17 protein-coding genes are annotated in these 18,499 nt (G+C 60.2%); 10 read left to right on the top strand and 7 right to left on the bottom strand.

Translation table 11 applies throughout. The features are described 5' to 3' along the window. The first annotated feature begins 105 nt into the window (after positions 1–105). Positions 106–528 carry a hypothetical protein gene (locus ACR0FG_RS01575; protein ID WP_480889374.1) on the top strand — a complete coding sequence of 141 codons (423 nt, stop codon included), beginning with the start codon at positions 106–108 and terminating at the stop codon, positions 526–528. Here the strand turns inward: ACR0FG_RS01575 and ACR0FG_RS01570 are convergent. The 7 genes from ACR0FG_RS01570 to dusB form a co-directional block, all read right to left on the bottom strand. Beyond that, a complete protein-coding gene (locus ACR0FG_RS01570) occupies positions 525–1,682 on the bottom strand; it encodes an MFS transporter (RefSeq protein ID WP_480889373.1) in 1,158 nt (385 codons plus the stop codon). The genes ACR0FG_RS01575 and ACR0FG_RS01570 overlap by 4 nt on opposite strands. 43 nt (positions 1,683–1,725) lie before the next feature. After that, on the bottom strand, positions 1,726–2,325 hold the full coding sequence (locus ACR0FG_RS01565; protein WP_480889371.1) for a helix-turn-helix transcriptional regulator: 600 nt from the start codon (positions 2,323–2,325) through the stop codon (positions 1,726–1,728). Then, positions 2,303–3,712: a nitrogen assimilation response regulator NtrX gene (gene ntrX / locus ACR0FG_RS01560; RefSeq protein WP_170711778.1), complete on the bottom strand. Its 1,410-nt coding sequence runs from the start codon at positions 3,710–3,712 to the stop codon at positions 2,303–2,305. Before ntrX ends, ACR0FG_RS01565 begins: the two co-directional genes overlap by 23 nt. A 2-nt stretch (positions 3,713–3,714) precedes the next feature. After that, entirely contained in the window at positions 3,715–5,994 is a 2,280-nt protein-coding gene (locus tag ACR0FG_RS01555; RefSeq protein WP_480889368.1) for a sensor histidine kinase NtrY-like, read from the bottom strand. Positions 5,995–6,093: 99 nt separating this feature from the next. Continuing rightward, positions 6,094–7,461 carry a response regulator gene (locus tag ACR0FG_RS01550; protein ID WP_480889366.1) on the bottom strand — a complete coding sequence of 456 codons (1,368 nt, stop codon included), beginning with the start codon at positions 7,459–7,461 and terminating at the stop codon, positions 6,094–6,096. Then, positions 7,461–8,540, bottom strand: coding sequence for an ATP-binding protein (locus tag ACR0FG_RS01545; protein WP_170711771.1), 1,080 nt, complete (start codon positions 8,538–8,540; stop codon positions 7,461–7,463). The genes ACR0FG_RS01550 and ACR0FG_RS01545 overlap by 1 nt, the downstream gene beginning before the upstream one ends. Further along, on the bottom strand, positions 8,537–9,493 hold the full coding sequence (gene dusB, locus ACR0FG_RS01540) for a tRNA dihydrouridine synthase DusB (protein WP_480889555.1): 957 nt from the start codon (positions 9,491–9,493) through the stop codon (positions 8,537–8,539). The genes ACR0FG_RS01545 and dusB overlap by 4 nt, the downstream gene beginning before the upstream one ends. Before the next feature lie 209 nt (positions 9,494–9,702). Between dusB and ACR0FG_RS01535 the strand changes: the two genes are divergently transcribed. From ACR0FG_RS01535 to ACR0FG_RS01495, 9 genes are all read left to right on the top strand, one after another. Further along, a complete protein-coding gene (locus ACR0FG_RS01535) occupies positions 9,703–10,833 on the top strand; it encodes a bifunctional 2-C-methyl-D-erythritol 4-phosphate cytidylyltransferase/2-C-methyl-D-erythritol 2,4-cyclodiphosphate synthase (RefSeq protein WP_480889363.1) in 1,131 nt (376 codons plus the stop codon). Continuing rightward, the gene (locus ACR0FG_RS01530; protein WP_170711766.1) at positions 10,830–11,327 is read left to right on the top strand and encodes a phosphatidylglycerophosphatase A family protein; all 498 of its coding nucleotides are present in this window, start codon (positions 10,830–10,832) and stop codon (positions 11,325–11,327) included. Before ACR0FG_RS01535 ends, ACR0FG_RS01530 begins: the two co-directional genes overlap by 4 nt. After that, positions 11,324–11,800 carry a CinA family protein gene (locus ACR0FG_RS01525; RefSeq protein ID WP_480889358.1) on the top strand — a complete coding sequence of 159 codons (477 nt, stop codon included), beginning with the start codon at positions 11,324–11,326 and terminating at the stop codon, positions 11,798–11,800. Before ACR0FG_RS01530 ends, ACR0FG_RS01525 begins: the two co-directional genes overlap by 4 nt. 185 nt (positions 11,801–11,985) lie before the next feature. After that, complete coding sequence (locus ACR0FG_RS01520) at positions 11,986–13,167, top strand: ammonium transporter (RefSeq protein WP_480889355.1); 1,182 nt, start codon at positions 11,986–11,988, stop codon at positions 13,165–13,167. Between the two features lie 137 nt (positions 13,168–13,304). Next, the gene (locus tag ACR0FG_RS01515; RefSeq protein ID WP_480889353.1) at positions 13,305–13,982 is read left to right on the top strand and encodes an orotate phosphoribosyltransferase; all 678 of its coding nucleotides are present in this window, start codon (positions 13,305–13,307) and stop codon (positions 13,980–13,982) included. A 199-nt stretch (positions 13,983–14,181) separates the two neighbouring features. Beyond that, the gene (locus tag ACR0FG_RS01510; RefSeq protein WP_170711757.1) at positions 14,182–15,672 is read left to right on the top strand and encodes a replicative DNA helicase; all 1,491 of its coding nucleotides are present in this window, start codon (positions 14,182–14,184) and stop codon (positions 15,670–15,672) included. Positions 15,673–15,940: 268 nt separating this feature from the next. Next, complete coding sequence (gene alr / locus ACR0FG_RS01505; protein ID WP_170711755.1) at positions 15,941–16,975, top strand: alanine racemase; 1,035 nt, start codon at positions 15,941–15,943, stop codon at positions 16,973–16,975. After that, on the top strand, positions 16,972–17,754 hold the full coding sequence (locus ACR0FG_RS01500) for an MlaE family ABC transporter permease (RefSeq protein WP_170711753.1): 783 nt from the start codon (positions 16,972–16,974) through the stop codon (positions 17,752–17,754). Before alr ends, ACR0FG_RS01500 begins: the two co-directional genes overlap by 4 nt. Further along, on the top strand, positions 17,751–18,497 hold the full coding sequence (locus ACR0FG_RS01495) for an ATP-binding cassette domain-containing protein (protein WP_170711751.1): 747 nt from the start codon (positions 17,751–17,753) through the stop codon (positions 18,495–18,497). Before ACR0FG_RS01500 ends, ACR0FG_RS01495 begins: the two co-directional genes overlap by 4 nt. The last annotated feature ends 2 nt before the right edge of the window (positions 18,498–18,499 follow it).

Here is an 18,499-nt window from a genome sequence, read left to right as displayed (position 1 = left end):
GCGGTCAATTGAATTGTCATGAGCCTGTGAATACGGCAATGTAAGTGTATGAAAACAGTAATACCCCTGCTTGTTTCTATGATGGCATTGTCCGCCTGCGGACCAATGTCGCTCTACTATCGCGAAGGCGAAAGCGTTGCGCGAATGCAGTCCGAGACGACAGAATGCCGTGTTCAGGCTGTCAATGACGTTCCGGTGAATAACCAGATACGTCAAAGCCCGCCAGTCTATTGGCCGGGGCGGTCCTATTGCGACGGTCGCGGCAGGTGCTATCGCACTCCCGGCTGGTGGGAGCCGGGCAACATCTACACAGTCGATGTGAACAAAGGCCTGCGCAACAATGTCGAGGCGCAGTGCATGGCGAAGAGAGGATTTCGTCCGGTTAGCCTGCCGCCCTGCAGATCGGGTGTTAAATCCCGTGTCCCGGCCGCGCAAACCACGAAGCTGCCGCCATTGAATAACGAATCCTGTTTTGTGAAATTCAAAGACGGATCGTTTCAGATCATCACGCCCGGTCAGGCCGGTTAGGCTGCGCCACGCCGACGCGCCAGCCAGATATGCGCGGCAATAGCTGCGATATAAAACCCGACTACTGCAACCAGCATTCCTGAAGTGCCCGTTTGCCAGAGCACTGCTAACAGAACCGGTGTGCCAAGCAGGTTTCCGGCATTGCCCATCTGAGCCATCGCTCCATAGCTCAACGCCTGACTATCCGCCGTTTCATTCAACTGCGGCACGGCGGCGAAACTGCCCCCCTGCACCAGCCCCAGAACAGCGAACAAAGCAATACAAACCGCTGGCAACGGCAGCCCCAGAAATCCCGCCACAATCGCTGTAACACCCAGAACAAAGCCCAGATTTATCACGGCCACGCTGGACATCACGTTCAGCAGAAACGGAACCGCCAACCAGGACAAAGCGATCCCTGCCAATGGCATCAATCCCGCCACCGTCGCGCTGATTTCCGGCGGCAATAGACCGGGCAGAATGGCCAGTAGAGACACAAAGGTCAGCGTATAAAAGAACCAGCCGATTGCCGGCGCAGATACAAAGGGCGAGCGATAGGTCTGCTTGTGCACATCAAAAATGGCACGCCAACCCAGGCTGTGGTGGCCGGTTTGGACCTGAATGCGACAGAAAAATACTGAAATGGCGATCAACAACATCAGCACGCCGTGAAGCAAAAAATAAGCCGGTAATCCGAACTGGCTGACAATACTCAAACCAATCCATGCGTTCAGAGCAAAGGCAACGCCGAAAAAGGTACTCCATAGCACCATGGCTGCGTTACGCGCGCTTCCTTGGGTGATCTGCGCGATCAAGGTTGGTGCCGAAACGACAATGGCAAGGTGCGAAAATCCTTCGATCAGGCGACTTGCCAGCATGACAGGATACCCAGGCAGAGTTGCCTGAAAAAGCGATATGAATCCACCCAGCACCAGACCCCAGATCAACAAGCGCGAGGGGCCAATCCATCCGGTAAGCGCCCCGGACAACGCCCCTAACACTGCGCCCATCAGGCTGATGATTGACAGCAGCCAGCCGATCGCGTCGGCATTATCGGGATAGTGCAGCGTGACCTCGGCAAAGGGCACGGCGATCTTGGCAAACTGTGTCGCCGCAACAAGCCCGGCGACCCACAGTAAAAGCACCTGAAAGAAAACGCGAAGTGATGGAGACATAGGCCTGTTCTAGCGGGCTGAGACCACCACTGGAACGCATAAATTATGCGCGCCCTCCCCGCGTACCACTGACCAGCCGGACCGGCGTTCCGTCAGACAGATACAGACGTTCCCAAACGATCTCACCCGCGCTGATGCGAATTCTGTCATGCAACGCCTCAGAAGTCAGAAAAGACTTCGGGTGTGGCGTGTGAACGTCCCACCACCCTTCACTATCCAGTTCGGCCTCGGCGTTTCGGATCTCATCCGTAGCGAATTGCCAAAGCGACACGCCAAGCAGCGCGCGCTGGCTGGTTTTCCAATCCCGAGCGCGACTAACAGAATAAGCCAGACATCTGTGGCTGGCTTCCTCGACCAGATGCAGGCAATCGGTTGAATTCACCACCAGTCTCTTCAGAGCCGCGTCATCCGCGCGCGTGGGCTCGAATACAGCAAACGCCGCCTGCTGCGTTTTTGCTGGCGGGTTTTGAACCCCGTTCTCCCATCGTGAAACAGTCGCCTGATCCACCTCTAGCATATCTGCCAGAGCACCCTGCTTCAGCCCGACAGACCGGCGCAAATGTTTCAGACGTCTGCCGAATGCCGGAAAGCCGCGCGCGTTCAGTCCAGAGCGCGGCGGATCATTCCGCCGGTTCTGGTTCATCAATCTGCGCGACACGCGCGCCGGATTTGTTGGATGTGACCACGCCCAGAGATTTCAGCTTGCGATGCAGCGCACTGCGCTCCATGCCGACAAAGCTGGCGGTGCGGCTGATGTTGCCGCCGAAACGATTGATCTGGGTCAGCAGGTACTCCCGCTCGAACGCCTCGCGCGCTTCGCGCAGCGGCAAAGTCGCCAGAGCGCCCGACAAAACAACGCGACCGGATTCGTCGGACTTTTCTTCGTCGTTCGGCAACTCGCGCGCCTCGACAGGCCCTGTGCCGTCGCCAAGGATCAGCACACGCTCAACCAGGTTTTTGAGCTGTCGCACATTGCCCGGCCAGGTCATGGTCTGCAACAGGGCCACGGCCTCATCCGACAGTTCACGCACTGGCAACCCTTGGGTCTCATTGCACATTTCGATGAAATGTTGCGCCAGAACCGGGATATCCTCGCGCCGCTCTTCCAACGAGGGCACCGCAATCGGGACGACGTTCAGGCGGTGATAGAGTTCTTCACGGAACCGATCCGCCGCGATTTCGTCTTCCAGATCGCGATTGGTGGACGAGATCACCCGCAAATCGACCCGCACCTTGTCTGTGCCTCCGACGCGCTGGAATTGCTGATCCACCAGAACACGCAGAATCTTGGATTGCGTGCCCAGCGGCATATCGGCCACTTCGTCGAAATAGATCACACCGCCATGGGCTTCTTCCAGCAACCCGGATTCAACACCGCGCTCGGACGTTTCGCGTCCGAACAGAACTTCTTCCATCCGCTCAGGCTCAACCCCTGCGCAATTCACAGTCACGAAGGGCGCATTGGCGCGGTTCGAATGCGCATGGATGTACCGTGCGGCGATTTCCTTGCCTGATCCGGCCGGACCACTCAGCATGACGCGCCCGTTCGATTTGGTCACTTTGTCCAGATGGGACTGCATCGCACGGAACGCCGCCGATTTTCCGATCATATCGGAATTGCTGACCTCTTTCCGCTTGAGCGAGGCGTTTTCACGGCGCAGGCGCGAAGTTTCCATCGCGCGGCGGATCACCACCATCAACTGATCTATATTAAAGGGCTTTTCGATAAAGTCATAAGCGCCCTGTTTGATCGCAGCCACGGCGATTTCGATGTTCCCGTGGCCTGAAATGATTACCACCGGCACATCCGGATTGTCGCGCTTGACCGCCTTGAGGATATCGATCCCATCCATGCGGCTGTCTTTCAGCCAAATATCCAGGATCAGCAGCCCCGGGGGTTCCGAGTTGATGGCGGCCATGCAATCGTCTGAATTGCCTGCCAGCCGGGTGGAATAGCCTTCGTCCTCAAGAATGTCGGACACCAGTTCGCGAATATCGCGTTCGTCGTCTACGATCAGAATATCGCTCATCTTTAGCCTGCTTTCACTATGTTGGTTTTGGTCGCCTGTTTCGGCGCTGCGGTCGGGGCGCCTGATGCCCCGGGAAGACGAATGACAGCCATTGCGCCAAAATGGTCCTGTCCGTCAAAGACGGGCGCATCCTCCAAAGTCAGCGCTCCGCCATGTTCTTCGATGATCTTCTTGACGATGGGCAGGCCAAGGCCCGTGCCCTCGTCGCGGGTGGTTACATAAGGTTCGAACAATCGCGCACGGTCTTCAGGCAGCCCGATGCCATTGTCTGCAATGGTAATCAGCGTTCCCGCATCGTCAGTTGAAACCTGCACCTTGATCTGCGGCTTCAGATTGTCCGGCGCACCTTTTTCTTTCAGTGTTCCAATGGCTTCGCCCGCGTTCTTAATCAGGTTTGTCAACGCCTGATTCAGCATGGTCGAATCCACATCCCGCAGCACCGGTTCATCGGGCAAATCAGCGTCGATCTGTACTTCCGGCTGGCCCGCGCGCTGCAGCAGAACCGCCTCGCGCACCAGTTCGACGATATTCTCTTCTCGTCGCTCCGGTTCCGGCATCCGCGCAAATTTCGAGAACTCGTCGACGATGCGTCTCAGATCATTGGTCTGCCGCACGATCACATCGGTCATCGATTCCAGACTGCTGCACTCCTCCTCATCCAGTTTGCGCGAGAATTTGCGTTTGATCCGCTCGGCGCTCAGCTGGATCGGGGTTAAAGGGTTCTTGATCTCATGAGCGATGCGCCGCGCGACATCGCCCCAGGCCGCCATGCGCTGTGCACTGACCAGATCGGTGACATCGTCAAAAGCCACCACATAGCCTTCAAGCCCGCCATCCTCGCCGCGTCGGGTCGCCATGCGCACCAGCAGGTTTTCAGCCCTGCCCTTGCGCGTCACTTTGATCTCGCCCTGAACAGCTTCTTGCCCGCTATCGATCAGACTTTCGAATAGCGGCAGGAATTCGGGCACGGCGATACCGATGGCCAGATGCTCTTCACCCCTCGACCAGTCCAGCAAACGCTCGGCCGAGCGGTTCACGAAAGTCACGCAGCCCTCGGGGTCGACCCCGACAACGCCGGATGTGACCGAACTGAGGACCGAGTCAAACAGACGTCTGCGCCTTTCGATCTGGCGGGTGTTTTCCAACAGCGTATCGCGCTGGCCTTTCAACTGCCGCGTCATCTGATTGAAATACCGGCCCAGCATGGCGATCTCGTCATCGCTGGCCTCTTCGATGACCTGAACGCTCAGGTCGCCCGCGCCAACGCGCTGCGCGGCGGTGGTCAACCGCCCGACCGGGCGAGACAGGCGTTCGGCAAACCACATGCCCAGCGACATGGCCGCAAGGATCAGGATCACCGCAAAGCCCAGATACAAAAGGCCAAATTCAAACAGAACCCGGCCACGCTCGCTTTCCAGCTGACGATAGAACTGCGCGGTTTCCTTGGTGTCGTCTAACAAGGTCAGCAACTGCCCATCAACCTCGCGGCTGACGTACAGATACCGATCTGCGTAGGCCTGCAACGGAACCAGCGCACGAAACTCGCTATTGTCCCAATCGTCGATGATCGCCATGCCAGTGTCATTGGCCTGGATAATCTGTTCGGGCGTAGGTTGTTCGTAATCAAACAGATAGGACCGGTCCCCGCGCGAGCGGATTTCGCCGCTGCCGTCGATCACATACGCTTCGCGCAGGCCACGCTGAATCTGCGCCTGGCCTTGCGCCAGAACCTCTCGCAGTTCAGCGTCCGAGATGTAAAAGTCCCGTGCCCGCGCAGTATCCAGAAACCGCGCCAGAACCGAGGCATCCTGCGTCAGACCTTGCCGGTGTTCCAACTCATAGGCTTCGGCTGCGGTCAGAGATGATCCGACAACCTGCCGGACCCTATCCGAAAACCAGCCTTCGAGACCGATATTCACCGTCAGTCCAGCAAAGATCGCCACGGTCACGGTCGGAACCAGCGCCAACAGCGTGAAAGCGCCGATCAGGCGCAGGTGCAGGCGCGAACCCGCAGATTTGGCCCGCCGCGCAGCGATCAGGCTGCCCACCTGGCTTAGCACCAGCGCGGCCACGACAAGCACATAGACCAAATCGGCAAGCAGAATCAGTCTCAGCGTCGGCGCCGTTGCGCCCAGATCAAAGGGGCCAATGACCAGATAGGTTGCCAGCGTCAGGACGGGGCCCAAAACCACCAACCCAAGACTGCCAATATTGCGCAATCTCCGTGACTTGCGCCACCGATTGATCGATAGGATCGGCCGGTTCTGTGCCCGGGTTGCCACCGTCTGCCCTCATTCTGATGTGCCGCCTGCGCGGCTTACCGCCATATGTCGTGGTCGTTGGCCGGGACGAACCCGGATGCCACGGTTTGTGTGGCGATATTACATCAGTTTGCGACGACGTGTCACCTGAATATCGAGATCGGTAATCTTTTTCCGCAGTGTATTCCGGTTAATCCCTAACAAATCAGCACATTTTGCCTGATTGCCGCCGGTTGCTTCGAGCGCGATCTCGATCAAAGGGGCCTCCATCTCGCGCAGGATGCGCTGATACAGGCCCGGAGGCGGCAGGATGTTCCCATGCAAGTCGAAGTACCGCCGCAGATGGCGTTCGACAGAAGACGACAGCTTTTCCCGCTCACCACCGCCCAGAACCGGCTCGGCCTCGGGCTGCGAGCCCAACGCCGTCTCAACCTCGTGTTTCGAAATTTCGTCAGCGCGGCTGGTCAGGCTCAGACGGCGGATCGCGTTCTCCAACTGGCGCACATTGCCGGGCCAGGAATAGCGCCGCACCAGTTCGACCGCCTCGGGGCTGAGCCAGCGTTTGTTGCCGCCGTCAAATTCCTCGCGTGACAGAAAATGATCGGCCAGAAGGGTGATATCATCAACCCTTTCACGCAGGGCCGGTACCTGCACCGTTGCGCCGGACAGGCGATAGTACAGATCCTGCCGCACCCGCCCACTTTCCATCGCTTCGGTTAGATCCGTCTGGCTGGTGGCCATGAACCGGGGCACATGATCCCCCGGCGTGTCCATCATCCGCACGATACGCGCCTGAATCTCATCACCGATGTCCGAGATTTCGTCGATCAGCAGCGTCCCGCCCCGGACACGTGCCATCACCCGAGCGGGGCCTTCCAAATCGCTCAGGTCCGCCGCTGTCGCAGTGACAAAGGGCAATGTGCGCCGGTCCGAGAAATCATGAATAGCCCGCGCAATCAGCGACTTACCCGTACCACTTTCACCGGAAATCATCACCGGCAGGTCCGTGTTCATCACCCGTGCCACAAGACGGTAGAGCGCTTGCATAGCAGGCGTGCGCCCGACCAGAGGCAACTCATCCGGCCGTTCGCTGCTTTGGCCAGGTGTCTCGGGTTGCGCGCGCTGCTTCTTGTCCAGCGCGCGTGCGGTGCGCTTCATCAGATCCGGCAGATCGAAGGGCTTCGGCAGATAGTCATAGGCGTCCGCTTCGGCCGCCTGAATGGCCGTCATGATGGTGTTCTGCGCCGAAATCACGATCACCGGCAAACCCGGCCTGTCCTGCGCGATTTTGGGCAGCATTTCCAGCCCGTTGCCATCCGGCATAACCACATCCGAGATCACAACGTCGCCCTTCCCTTCGCCAACCCACCGCATCAGCGTGGTCAGGGACGAGGTTGCGTGCACCTTGCACCCGGCACGGGTCAGCGCCTGTGTAAGAACTGTGCGGATCGTGCGGTCGTCGTCGGCAACCAGAACTGTGCCATCCATCAGGTGCTCTCCTTGCTCATGTCTTCACGCGGGGCGCGGCGCAGCGACAGGCGGAATACGGTGCGTCCGGGCACCGAATCCGCCGTAATCCAACCATCGTGGTCGGATATGATTTTGCTGACCAGCGCCAGCCCCAACCCGGTGCCGTTCTCGCGGCCCGATACAAACGGGTCGAAAATATCGCTGCGGATTTTCTCGGGCAGGCCCGGGCCGTCGTCGATGATTTCCACTTGCAGCGGCAGCGAATGACCCGATCCATCGCTGCGGCGCAGGCGGAAGGAATGTTCGAAATACGTGCGCAGCCGGATCGTTCCGTCGCCAACTGCCGCCTCGGACGCGTTTTTCAGCAGGTTCAGGACCACCTGTAGAAACTGATCCGGATCGCCATAGGCCAAGGGCAGAGACGGGTCGTATTCCTCGATAATGGTCATATGCGCCCCGAACCCCAGCAAGGCCGACCGGCGCGCGCGGTCCAGAACATCGTGAATGTTGACCGGCTTGAAATCAGGTTCCGACAGATTCCCGAATTGCTCGACCTGCTCCAAAAGCTTCACGATCCGTCGACTTTCGGCAACAATAAGGTCTGTTAGTTCAAGGTCTTGCGCCGGGATGTTCATACTCAACAACTGCGCTGCGCCTGTAATCCCTGCCAGCGGGTTCTTGATTTCATGCGCCAGCATCTCGGCCATGCCGATGGCCGATTGCGCCGCTGATTTGACGGTGTTTCCCCGGGTCATCCGCCCCGCCAGTTCGCGGGGTGAGATGATCATGATCATCGACCCGGGATGCCCCATCAACGGCGCGATCTGCAAGGCGCATTGCAGCGGCGCGCGGCTGCCCGATCCTACATCCACATCATTGACGAACAAGGGCGTACCCTGTTGGCGGGCCCGCAGAAACGCCTCTTCCAGCGGCGCATCAACCGCCAGCTGATCCCAGACCGGATGGCTCAGCACCGACTTGCGCGAGGCGTTCAGGAACCCCTCGCCTGCCGAGTTGACATCCGTAATCCGGTCTTCGGCATCGATGATGAACGCCGGAACCGGAAGCGAGGCCCAGATGCTTTGATCCGAAGTCATGCCGCCACCTCGTGCCCCGGAGACAAAGCATCGCCCAACAGGCGCAGCACCTCATCGGTATCTCGCGCGGTCAGAACCGCGCGCCGCAATTGGGCTGGCGTTCCAGCCTCATCCATGTACCAGCCCAGATGTTTACGTGCGACGCGCAAACCAAGATCCGTGCCGTAAAACCCCAGCATCGCCTGATAATGCGCCCGCACCATGTCGATCAGATCCGCGCCCTGCGGAATTTCGGGCGCCTGCGCGCCAAACAGGTCGTGGCACACCTGCGCCAGAAGCCAGGGCTTGCCCTGTGCCCCACGACCAATCATGACGCCATCAGCACCGGACTGATCCAGCGCATTGCGCGCCGCATTGCTATCCACAATATCGCCATTGGCGATCACCGGGATCGAAACCGCATCCCGAACCGCCCGGATCGCGCGCCAGTCTGCGCGGCCCTTGTAGAACTGGCACCGGGTCCGACCATGGATCGTGACCATCTGAATCCCGGCATCCTGCGCACGGCGCGCCACGTCGGGGGCATTCAACAGATTATCGTCCCACCCCAACCGGGTTTTCAGCGTGACCGGAACATCCACCGCGCTCACCACCGCTTCGATCAGAGTCAGCGCATGATCCGGTGTTTTCAACAGGGCCGAGCCGGAATAGCCGTTCGTCACCTTCTTGGCCGGGCACCCCATGTTGATGTCGATCACCCGCGCACCGCGATCCGCGACCTGACGCGCGGCTTCGGCCATCCAATGCGCCTCACGCCCAGCCAGTTGCACGGCGGTGTTTGCCACATCCGCCGATAGCTCGGCCCTTTCGCGGACACCGGGCTTGGCCTGCACCATTTCCTGACTGGCAACCATTTCGCTAACCACCATCCCCGCGCCAAAGCGCAGGACAAGATCGCGAAAAGGCCGGTCGGTGATTCCAGCCATCGGTGCCAGCAACACCGGAGGGGTCATGTCTTTGACAGCAAGACGCAGAGTCAACGTGCTTAATCCTTGAGCAATTGCGGATTTGATATCGAAATCGCAGCATATGAACAAATATTTCACGACCAACAAGCCTGAGAAATCATCATTCGCCTAATTATTAGGCACATAACCGCAGGTGATTGCCTCTGCTTTCACCGCACCCTAAACACGCAACACCATCAGAGGATCGAACGCATATGCTCACCGCCGCCATAATCGTCGCTGCAGGTCGCGGCCAACGCGCGGGCGGTGGCGTGCCGAAACAGTGGCGCACACTGGCAGGACGCCGGGTGGCGGACTGGACGATTGATCGCTTTCGGGGGCTGGTGGATCATGTGGTGCTGGTTCTGTCCTCAGATGACAACTTTGCTTGGGATGAGTTCACGGATACGGGCCTCATCCTAATCCGCGGCGGCGCGGATCGAGCAGGATCGGTCCGAAACGGCTTGCAAGCACTGCAGGGCAAAGGCGTTGCGCATGTCCTCATTCATGATGTTGCCCGCCCCTGCGTTAGCCCCCGGATAATCACGGATGTTCTGTCGGCACTGACCACAAACGACGCCGCAGCACCGGGGCTACCGGTCACCGACGCGCTCTGGACCGGATCCGGAGCGTTTGTCACCGGCGTTCAGGATCGCGCGGGCCTGTTCGCAGCACAGACACCGCAGGGTTTTCAATACGATGCAATCGTTGCGGCGCATGACGCCCACCCGGGCGGCTCTGCGGATGACGTGGAAGTCGCCCGTGCGGCCGGATTGCAGGTGGCCATCGTCCCCGGCGATGCCGACAACATCAAAATCACACGCCCCGAGGATTTTGCCCGGGCGGAACGGATATTGGGAACACATATGGATGTAAGGTTGGGCAACGGATATGACGTACACCGCTTTGGCGATGGGGATCACGTGATCCTTTGCGGCGTCAAAATCCCGCATGATCGCGGGCTGCAAGGCCATTCGGATGCGGATGTCGGAATGCATGCCGTCACCGACGCCATCTACGGCGCGCTGGCGCAAGGCGATATCGGGCAGCATTTCCCGCCCTCGGACCCGCAATGGAAAGGGGCCGACAGCCGGATCTTCCTGCGCCACGCGGTCGAACTGGCCGGACAGATGGGCTATCGCGTCTCGAATGTCGACTGCACTCTGGTTTGCGAATTCCCCAAGATCGGCCCCCACGCGCACGCCATGCAGGAAGAGATGGCTGGGATCATGGGGTTGGATGCCGCTCAGGTCTCGGTCAAGGCGACCACGTCCGAACGGCTGGGCTTTACCGGCCGCAGCGAGGGCATCGCCTCGTTGGCGACAGCCTGTCTGGTGAAATCATGACCGCCGCGCGGCTGATCGGCACCGTCTGCGGCGTAGGCTATCTGCGTCCTGCCCCCGGCACTTGGGGATCACTGGCTGCGCTGCCGCTGGCTTATATCCTGCACCTGATCGGGGGCTTTCCCCTGCTGGTCATCGCCACCGTCGCGGCCTTCTTCGGCGGTCTCTGGGCCACCCGGGTCATGACCGAAGGCACGGACAACCACGACCCGTCCGAGATTGTCATCGACGAGGTCGCGGGCCAGTTCATCGCCATTTGGGCCATCTCGTACCCCGCATGGGCGCATGGGATCGCGATTACCGCCCTCTGGCCCGGCTGGATCGCTGGATTTCTGCTGTTCCGCCTGTTCGACATCACCAAGCTCGGACCCATTGGCTGGGCCGACCGGCTGGGCGACCCTATGGGCGTCATGCTGGACGATGTAATCGCGGGCCTTTTTGCGGCTATCGGCGTCGTGATCCTTGCTGGAATTGCACATGGAGTAATGGGTCTGTGAGCGTCGCCAACCTGCTGGACCACGCCAAAGCGCAGGGCGTGATGATCGCAACAGCCGAAAGCTGCACCGGCGGCATGGTCGCTGCCGCTCTGACAGACATCCCCGGCAGTTCCGCCGTGGTCGAACGTGGGTTTGTCACCTACACCAATACCGCCAAACAACAGATGCTGGACGTACGGGCCGAAACGCTGGACGCCTATGGCGCGGTGTCGGAACAGATCGCGCAGGAAATGGCCGAGGGCGCGTTGCGCAACTCTCAGGCGCAACTGGCGGTTTCGGTCACTGGCATCGCAGGCCCTGGCGGGTCTGAATTCAAACCCGAGGGGCGCGTCTGCTTTGGCCTCGCTGCCGATGGGCAACCGACGCGCACCGAAACCGTCGAATTCGGCGCGCAAGGCCGAGACAACGTGCGCAGGGCGGCTCGTGACCATGCCCTGAACCTGCTGCTGCAAGGCCTTTCCCAATCCGCCTAAATTCTCGGCACCTGCCGCCAATAGGCGCAAAATTAATCATCAGTTGAGAAAAGGCCGCGAAATTGAGCGGCTTTTTCGCCGTTGCCTCTTTTTTACCCGACCTTGTTCAGCATCTAACGCTGCCCCATCACTCACGCAAACGCGGCCGCTGGCCAGCGCAGACCACAGGGAAAGGAGAGCGGCCCATGAACGGAGCCGATACAGCCTGGATCATCGTTGCAACAGCACTGGTCCTGTTCATGACATTGCCGGGGCTTGCCCTGTTCTATGGCGGGCTTGTGCGTGCCCGAAATGTGCTCAGCGTGTTCATGCATTGCTTTTCGATTGCCTGTTTGATGAGCATTCTGTGGTTGGTCGCAGGGTATTCCATCGCCTTCGGGCCCGGTGAAAGCGGTCTTTGGGGCGGGCTAGGCAAGGCGTTCCTGAACGGTGTCGACGCCGACAGCCTTGCAGGCACCCTGCCCGAGATCCTGTTCTTTGCCTTCCAGATGACCTTTGCCATCATCACCCCCGCCCTGATCGTCGGGGCCTATGTGGAACGTGTGGGTTTTGGCTTTGTGCTCACCTTCTCGGCGCTCTGGATGCTGCTGTGTTATGCCCCGGTGGTGCATTGGATTTGGGGCGGCGGGATGCTGGCTGATGGCGGCATTCTGGGAGAGATTGGCGTGCGCGATTTTGCGGGCGGTATCGTGGTCCATGAAACCGCAGGTCTGGCCGCGCTGATCATCGCCGTCATCCTCGGCCCGCGCTGCAACCGCACCACGCCTCCGCACAATCCCGGCTACGTGATGGTGGGTGCCGCAACGCTGTGGGTCGGCTGGTTCGGCTTTAACGGCGGCTCGCAATTGGCCGCTGACGGCGGGGCCGCGATGGCGATGACCGTTACGCACCTGTCTGCCGCCACCGCCTCGCTGACATGGGCGCTGTGGGAACGCATCCGCTTTGGCAAAGCGTCGATGGTGGGTCTGGTCACGGGCACCATCGCAGGTCTGGCCTCGATCACCCCGGCCTCGGGCTTTGTGGGTCCGGTGCAGGCGCTGATCATCGGCGCGGTTGCGGGCGTGCTGTGCCAAGAGGCCGTGAACGTCATCCGCAACAAGCTGAACATCGACGACACGCTGGACGTGTTCGCCGTGCACGGCGTCGGCGGCATCTTCGGCACCATCATGATCGCCCTGTTCGGTCTGGGCACTTGGACAGCCCAGCTTGGCGGCCTGATCATCGTGGGTGCCTTTACGGCAATTGTCACCTTTGTGCTGGTCAAGGTGGTTGCACTGATCACGCCGCTTCGCGTAGACGCAGAGACCGAGACAAACGGGCTCGATCTGTCGGTACACGGGGAACGTGCCTATGACATGAGCAGCTAAGCCCACCTTGGCTGTTCTGCCCGCATGGGCGAAAGCGGACCTCTTGGGGGTCCGCTTTTCTTTTGTGTCCCCCTCGACTCTGGCCCAAGGGTCGGGCTATCAGCCCGCAACATTCCCTTAGCTCAGAGGTTTGCGCCATGATCCCCAGTTCCTTCCCCGACAGCACCGAAATCGCCCGCCTGACCGCGCGGATGCTGCTGGAGATCAAGGCGGTGCACTTCAATTCGCGCGAACCGTTCACGCTGGCCTCGGGCCTGCCCAGCCCGACCTATATCGATTGCCGCAAGCTGATCTCATACCCGCGCATCCGCTCGGCCCTGATGGACTTTCTGACCGTCACTGTGATGCGCGATGCCGGGTTCGAGGCGTTCGACAATATCGCGGGTGGTGAGACCGCAGGTATCCCCTTTGCCGCAATGGTTGCGGAACGCATGGCCCTGCCGATGACCTATGTGCGTAAGAAGCCCAAAGGCTATGGCCGTAACGCCCGCATTGAAGGCGCGATGAGCGAGGGCGAACGTGTTCTGTTGGTCGAAGATCTGACCACCGATGGCGGCAGCAAACTGTCGTTCGTGGATGCGATCCGCGAAACAGGCGCGACTTGTGGGCATACGGCAGTGATCTTCTACTACGGCATTTTCCCCGAAACCGAAAAGACGCTGGGCGATCACGGCGTGAAACTGCACAGCCTTTGCACATGGTGGGACGTGCTGGCCGAAGCTAAGGCCCAGAAAGCGTTCGACAAAGAGACGCTGGACGGGGTCGAGGCCTTCCTGAATGACCCGCGCGGTTGGCAGGAAGCCAACAAAAGCTGACGTGGCGGCAGCTGTGCAAGGTTCGGAAACAACGTCCGCGCGCAGTGCATCAATCACACAATATGTTGACGCGGGCACCCCTCATCCTTCAATATGATGGGGCCCGGAGATATGCACAGCCTATCCCCAGAAACATACAATTTGCCCCGACTCAAGGGGCTAAGCTATGGACGGTGCCTAACAGGCATAGAGAGCAGCAATGAACGAGATCAGCAGTATCGAGCAGGCAGCGGCGCAGATTCAGAATCCGGAAACCATGCCGCATTCCATTGAAGCCGAACAGCAGCTTCTGGGTGCGATCCTGACGAATAACGATCTCTATGACCGGGTGGCTTCGATCATCGGGGCCGAGCATTTCTATGACCCGGTCCACTCACGGATCTACGAGGTAGCGGCCACGCGCATCGCCAAGAATGCGCTGGCCTCGCCTGTGACGCTCAAATCCTTCATGGCCGAGGATGAGGGCCTGAAAGAACTGGGCGGCCCGGCCTATCTGGTCAAACTGGCCGGTGCCTCGATCAGCGCCTTCGCGGTGCATGACTATGCCCAGATGATCTATGACCTCGCCATCCGGCGCGAGTTGATCCGGCTGGGCCGCGACATCTCGGACAAGGCGGCGCGGGTCGATGTGTCCAGCGAGCCCAAGGAACAGATCGTCGAGGCCGAGCAACAACTTTACCAGTTGTCCGAGCAGGGCCAGACCGAACAGGGTTTTCAATCCTTCCTCAAGGCGGTCACAGAAGCCGTCAACGTCACCAACGAAGCGTACCAGCGCGGTGGCGGCATGGCGGGGATTTCCACCGGTCTGGCCGACCTGGATAAGCAGCTTGGGGGTCTGCATCCGTCCGACCTGATCATCCTCGCCGGTCGCCCGTCGATGGGAAAAACCTCGCTGGCGACCAACGTCGCGTTTAACGTGGCCAAAGCCTATAAGCGCGGCACCAAGCCCGATGGCAGCGAAGGCGCGATTGACGGTGGCGTGGTCGGCTTCTTCTCGCTCGAAATGAGCGCCGAGCAGTTGGCAGGCCGAGTTCTGGCCGAAGCTTCGGAAATTTCCAGCCACAAAATCCGTCAGGGCGACATGACCGAGGCCGAGTTCCGCCGTTTCGTGGATGCCGCCAAAGAACTGGAAGCCTGCCCGCTGTTCATTGACGACACCCCTGCCCTGCCGATCTCGCAACTCGCGGCGCGCGCCCGGCGATTGAAGCGGACGCATGGGCTGGACCTGCTGGTGATCGACTATCTGCAACTCTGCCGCGGGATGGCCGACAACCGCGTCAACGAAATTGCCGAAATTTCGATGGGCATGAAGGCCATTGCCAAGGAGTTGAACATCCCGGTCATCGCCCTGTCGCAGCTGAGCCGTCAGGTGGAAAACCGCGACGACAAGCGCCCGCAGCTTTCTGACCTGCGGGAATCCGGCTCGATCGAACAGGATGCCGACGTGGTGATGTTCGTGTTCCGCGAGGAATACTACAAAGAACGCGAAAAGCCCGGCGATCACGAGCTTGATAAGATGGAAGAATGGAAGCAGGCTATGGAACGCCTGCATGGCAAGGCCGAGGTTATCGTCGGCAAGCAACGCCACGGCCCCATCGGCACGGTCGAACTGTCGTTTGAGGCGCAGTTCACCCGCTTTGGCAATCTGGTCAAACCGTGGCAGCAGGACAGCCAGATCGAAGGCTATTGATCGCGCGGCCCCTGTGCTCACCTGGCGTTCGGAGCTCAGACGTCGCAACCAGCCCTCAACGCAAGAACTCGTCAACGATAATGTCCGCACGTCACTTTTGATCTTTACCGTCGCACAATCGCTTAATCGCCGGAGAACGCGGCCAAAGCCTCAATAGGCCTGTCCCACTTGACTGTTTTGCAACAGGCAGCAGATTGCGCCGGAAAACGACGTTGCTTTCAGCGCGTTCCCTCTTGACCTCTGTCATCGCAATGTCATGAACGAGGCCATGAGTACTGCACATCTGACCGTTAACCTTCATGCCCTGACCCAGAACTGGCGCACACTGGATGCCAAGACCAACGTCGAGACCGGCGCCGTGGTCAAAGCCGACGCCTACGGTCTGGGCGCGGAACCGGTGGCCTGGGCACTGGCCGAAGAAGGCGTGCGCAAATTCTTCGTCGCCGTCGCCGAAGAAGGAGCCATCGTGCGCGAGGCGGTTGGCCCCGAGGCGCTGGTCGCCGTGTTCTCGGGTCACATGGATGGTGACAAGGATTTGCTACGCAATCACAAACTGACGCCGCTGATCAACTCGCCCCAACAGTTTAAACGACATATCGAGGCCCTGCCCGATCACCCGTTCGGCATTCAGCTGGACAGCGGCATGAACCGTCTGGGGCTGGAACCGGCAGACTGGGCAGAGCTGAAACACGAAGCGCTAAAGCGGAACCCGCTGGTCGCCATGTCTCATCTGGCCTGCTCGGACGAACCCGAACACCCGATGAACCGCCAGCAGCTTGAGACATTCAGGCAGATGACCGACGGGATCGAGGTGCCCCGCTCGCTGGCCGCGACCGGCGGCACCTTGCTGGGCCCCGAGTTCCATTTTGACTTCTGCCGACCCGGAATCGGTCTGTATGGCGGGCTGCCCTTTGCCGGGGCCAAACCCGTGGTCACCGTCGATCTGCCGGTGATTCAGGTGCGCAAGGTCGCGGTGGGAGAGACCGTCGGTTATGGCAACAGCTGGGTTGCGCGCCGCCCGTCGCGCATCGCAACCGTTGCCGCAGGGTATGCCGATGGGCTGCATCGTGCCATTGGCGGCGGAATTGATACCTTTGCTGGTGATCAGCCCTGCCCGGTGGTAGGACGTATCTCGATGGATCTGATCACCGTGGATGTTACCGATTTGCCTTACGACCCCGACCGCCTGCGCATACTGAACGGGCACCAGACCGTGGATGACCTTGCCGAAGCGGCAGGCACCATCGGATACGAGATTCTGACCTCGATGGGCAGCCGGTATTCGCGGGGCTACGTGGAATGAATCCTGTCTCGCTGCTGGGCGGAGTGGGACGCGCAGTGCTGACCATGCTGGCCGCTTTTGGCCGCGTGGCACTGTTCGCGCTGGATGCGATTTCGCACATCTTCCGCCCGCCCTTCTATCCGCGCGAGTTCGGCATCGCGCTGATGAATATCGGCTGGCTGTCCCTGCCCGTCGTGGGTCTGACCGCCATCTTCACCGGCGGCGCACTGGCCTTGCAAATCTACGCAGGCGGCGCGCGTTTCAACGCCGAGGCCGTTGTGCCCCAGATCGTCGCCATTGGCATGGTGCGCGAACTTGGCCCGGTGCTGGTCGGCCTGATGATCGCCGCGCGCGTGACCTCATCCATCGCGGCTGAAATCGCGACCATGAAAGTGACCGAGCAGATCGATGCGCTGGTCACCCTGTCCACGCATCCGATGAAATACCTGACCGCGCCACGTGTGCTGGCCGCGCTGATCACCGTGCCTGTGCTGGTCGGGATCGGGGATATCATCGGCATTGCAGGCGGCTATACTGTGGCCACCCAGAACCTTGGTTTCAACCCGGCGGCCTATCTGAAGAACACAGTCGATTTCCTTGAGGCCCGCGACATCATATCCTCGCTGGTCAAAGGGGCCGCTTTCGGCCTGATCGCGGCCATCATGGGCTGCTACTACGGCATGTCCTCGGGCCGCGGCGCGCAGGGCGTGGGCCGCGCCACCAAGGGCTCGGTCGAGGCCGCTGCCGTGCTGATCCTCGCCGCCAATTTTGTCCTAACAGGGGTGTTCTTCTCGCTATGATCCGGATGGAGAACGTACATAAAGCCTTTGGCGACAACCACGTGTTGCAGGGCATGAACCTTGAGATCCCCAAGGGCACCTCGATGGTGATCATCGGCGGCTCGGGCACCGGGAAATCGGTCGCGCTAAAGTGCATCCTTGGCCTGATCAAGCAGGACAGCGGCACCATCTATGTGGATGGCAAAGATGCCAGCAAGGGCGACCGCGATGCCTTTCTGGCCCGGTTCGGCATGTTGTTTCAGGGGGCCGCGCTCTTTGACTCGCTGCCCATCTGGCAGAACGTCGCCTTCCGCCTGCTGCGCGGCCCGCTCAAACGCCCTGCCGATTACGCCCGCGAGATTGCCATCGACAAGCTGCGCCGCGTGGGCCTGCGCGCCAAGGTGGCCGATCTTTACCCGTCCGAACTGTCGGGCGGGATGCAAAAACGCGTCGGCCTCGCCCGCGCCATCGCCGCCGACCCCGAGATCATATTTTTTGATGAGCCCACAACGGGTCTGGACCCGATCATGTCAGGCGTCATCAACGACCTGATCCGCGAGATCGTGACCGAGATGGGCGCCACCGCGATGACCATCACCCACGACATGAGTTCGGTCCGGGCGATTGCCGACAACGTGGCCATGCTGCATGACGGCGTGATCCAGTGGACCGGACCTGTGGCACAGATGGACAGCTCGGGTGATCCTTATGTCGAGCAGTTCATCAGCGGGAGCGCGGAAGGGCCGATTGAGGCGGTGCGGTAGAT

This window comes from Ruegeria sp. E1 (assembly GCF_056534225.1).
Note: the sequence above shows the minus strand (reverse complement) of the source record. Positions and strands in the feature narration are given on the sequence as shown.